General features: G+C 69.9%; 3 protein-coding genes. 1 reads left to right on the top strand and 2 read right to left on the bottom strand.

The features are described from left to right. Window positions 1-47: 47 nt before the first annotated feature. Together V7067_RS17030 and V7067_RS17025 are read right to left on the bottom strand one after the other, a co-directional pair. Window positions 48-701 (bottom strand): alpha/beta hydrolase, encoded by a 654-nt coding sequence (locus V7067_RS17030; RefSeq protein WP_334177079.1) that lies wholly within the window; start codon window positions 699-701, stop codon window positions 48-50. A 248-nt stretch (window positions 702-949) separates the two neighbouring features. Next, on the bottom strand, window positions 950-1,465 hold the full coding sequence (locus V7067_RS17025; protein WP_334177078.1) for an Ivy family c-type lysozyme inhibitor: 516 nt from the start codon (window positions 1,463-1,465) through the stop codon (window positions 950-952). Between the two features lie 170 nt (window positions 1,466-1,635). On the opposite strand from V7067_RS17025, the gene V7067_RS17020 reads away from it, so the two are divergent. After that, window positions 1,636-2,844, top strand: a complete 1,209-nt coding sequence (locus tag V7067_RS17020; protein WP_334177077.1) for a cysteine desulfurase family protein — start codon at window positions 1,636-1,638, stop codon at window positions 2,842-2,844. Window positions 2,845-2,978 lie beyond the last annotated feature (134 nt).

The following is a 2,978-nucleotide window of genomic DNA, read 5'->3' as shown; positions in this document are numbered from 1 at the left end:
ATGGCAATCCATAATGGCAGGCCGTTATGGCCGGTGGCGAGGCCGGCTCAGATCGCGCCCAGCGCGGCAAGGCGGTGGTCGAGATAGTCCGAGCACTCCTTGATGAGCACGTCGGTGTGGTCCTCGAAGAAGTGGTTGGCACCGGGCACGACCTTCTGGTCGATGACGATGCCGCGCTGGGTCTTCAGCTTGTCCACCAGCGACTGCACATCCTTCAGCGGCGCCACCTTGTCGAGATCGCCGTTGATGATGAGGCCGGAGGCCGGGCAGGGCGCGAGGAACGAGAAGTCATAGAGATTGGCGGGCGGGGCGATGGAAATGAAGCCCTCCACCTCCGGGCGGCGCATCAGCAGCTGCATGCCGATCCACGCCCCGAACGAGACGCCGGCAATCCAGCAGAACCGGGCATCCGGGTGCACGCTCTGCGCCCAGTCGAGCGCGGCGGCGGCATCGGAAAGCTCGCCCTGCCCGTGGTCGAACGCGCCCTGACTGCGGCCCACACCGCGGAAATTGAACCGCAGCACGGCAAAGCCGCGCTGGGCGAACATATAGAACAGCTGATAGACGATCTGGTTGTTCATGGTGCCCCCGAACTGTGGGTGGGGGTGCAGCACCAGAGCAATCGGGGCGTTGCGCTTCTTGGCCGGCTGATAGCGGCCTTCGATGCGTCCGGCCGGGCCGTTGAAAATGACCTCGGGCATGGGCGTCAACGATCTCCTTCGCGGGATTCGCAGCCTAAATCTGTGCGGAAGGCGGTTTCCGCACGGCCGGCCCCGCGATGAGGCCGGATGCCGTGTGCAAAATGCCGCCTTCGGCCGCCCGCCGGCCCGCGCGCATGGATGATGCGGCGGCCTGCGACGGCCTCAGGCGGCAACCCATGGCATAGAATCGCCTTCGGATTCCACGAAAATGTCAGTGGCCGTGCTGCCGCGCCGGCGGGCGGGGGCGATCAGTCGGCCATTGCGGCGTTCAGAATCGCCTGCTCGGAAGGGCCCGGCGCCCCGAAGAAGCGCATCCGGCCGGATTCCGACAGCAGGGCCCAGGCGGCTTTCCCGTCCTTCGTCGCCAGAATGCGCAACTGGTTGTCGCCGCAGTCGTGCTGCTTGCAGGCATCGTATGTCATGAGCCCGCCGGGCGGCTTCAGAACCGCGCGGGACGGGCCGCCGACGAACGGGCCGCCGGTGGCAATCCCGCGGACCCACGGCGGCACGCGCCCGGCGGTGAAAAGCCGGCCGAGGGTCTGTTTCAGAGCGGGCTGTTTCTCCAGCACATCAAAGAGATAGGGGTTGTTCGTGTCGCCCGGCGCCAGCACCACGTCGCCCGCGGCGGCCGGGCCGGCAAGGCCGGCGGCAACCGTGAGCGCCAGCGCCAGCACCCGCCCGGGCCGGCGCAGGCAGGCCGGCATGCACAGGGAAAACAGGGAAGAAGGCCGCTGCGCGGGTGCGGCCGAGAGCGCTGATGTCATCGCCGTTGCTCCTCGGGGTTTGCGGTCTGTCGGCAGCGATCATGCGCGGACGGCGGGCGGAAATGCAAACCGCAGCGGCTTGACGGGCGGCGCCGCCGGAGGCCATCTGCCGCAACGGGCCGGTTCTGCCGGCCGGCGTTGGCAACCTGCGAGCCGGGGGAGCGCGATCGATGACCACGGACGCCGCCGGCGGTTCTGCCGCACGGGTGTTTCTGGACTGGAATGCCGGCGCGCCCCTGCGCGCGGAGGCCCGCGCCGCCCTGCTGGCGGCGCTCGATGCCGGCGGCAATCCGTCTTCCGTCCATAGTGAGGGGCGGGCCGCCCGCCGCCTCGTGGAGGCGGCCCGGCGCGATGTTGCAGCCCTCGTCGGCGCGCCGGCCGACGGTGTGGTCTTCACCTCGGGCGGCACCGAGGCGAACGTCACGGCGCTGTCGCCCCATCACCGGCTGGGCGGCCGCCCGGCCGGCCTGACGCGGCTGCTGGTTTCCGCCGTGGAGCACCCGTCGGTGATGGCCGGCGGCCGCTTTGCGCCGCAGGCGCGTGCCACCGTTGCGGTGGACCGGCAGGGACGGCTGGATCTGGCCGCGCTCGCGGCGGCCGTGGAAGAAGAGGCGGCCGCCGGCGGCCGCGTGCTGCTGTCGCTGATGCATGCCAACAACGAGACCGGCGTTATCGAGCCGGTGGCGGCCGCCGCGGCCATCGTTCATGCGGCCGGCGGGCTGGTGCATGTGGATATGGTGCAGAGCGCCGGCCGGCTGGAGAGCGATGCGGCGGCGCTCGGCGCCGATCTCGTCAGCCTCTCCGCCCACAAGATCGGCGGGCCCAAGGGCACCGGCGCCCTCGTGGCGGTGCGCGGCGATCTCGATCCCGATCCGCTGCTGACCGGCGGCGGGCAGGAATTCCGCCGCCGGGCGGGCACGGAATCGGTGCCGCTCATCGCCGCCTTCGGCGCGGCGGCGCAGGCGGCGGCGAAAGATCGCGCACAAAATGATCGTCTTGCAGCGCTGCGGGACTGGTTGCAGGCGCAGCTCGTTCTTATCTGTGACGGGACGGTGGTGTTTTCGGATGCGGTGCCGCGCCTGCCGGGCACGCTGTGCTTTGCCGTTCCGGGCGTGGCGGCGGAAAGGGCGATCATCGCGCTCGATCTCGCCGGCGTGGCGGTATCGTCCGGGTCGGCGTGCTCGTCGGGCAAGGTTGCCCCCTCCCATGTGCTGCAGGCGATGGGGGTGGCGGACGATCTGGCGCGGGGCGCCATCCGTGTCAGCCTCGGGCCGGACACGGGCGAGGCGGACGTGCAGCGCTTTGCCGAGGTGTGGCGCAGCGTTGCAACCCGGCTTATGAAGCGCGGGCGGCTGGCGCCGGCCGCGGGGCAATGCTAAGGGGGCGGCTGCAAAAGGCTGCGAATTGGTCTAAGTTAAATCGCGTGCGTGAAGTCAGGTCGAGCGATCAGGTTCGAGACGCTTCTGCAACCCGCGGTCCTTGAAACCGCTGTGGATGGAGACAGCAATGCCGG

This window comes from Pseudoxanthobacter sp. (assembly GCF_036822375.1).
In the GTDB taxonomy this organism is placed as follows: Bacteria; Pseudomonadota; Alphaproteobacteria; order Rhizobiales; family Segnochrobactraceae; genus Pseudoxanthobacter.
This window is presented reverse-complemented; position numbering and strand designations above follow the sequence as displayed.

What these genes read in the sequence shown, in the direction of transcription:
- V7067_RS17030 (WP_334177079.1), bottom strand. Translation starts at nt 701, where the DNA reads ATGCCCGAGGTCATTTTCAACGGCCCGGCCGGACGCATCGAAGGCCGC.
- V7067_RS17025 (WP_334177078.1), bottom strand. Translation starts at nt 1,465, where the DNA reads ATGACATCAGCGCTCTCGGCCGCACCCGCGCAGCGGCCTTCTTCCCTG.
- V7067_RS17020 (WP_334177077.1), top strand. Translation starts at nt 1,636, where the DNA reads ATGACCACGGACGCCGCCGGCGGTTCTGCCGCACGGGTGTTTCTGGAC.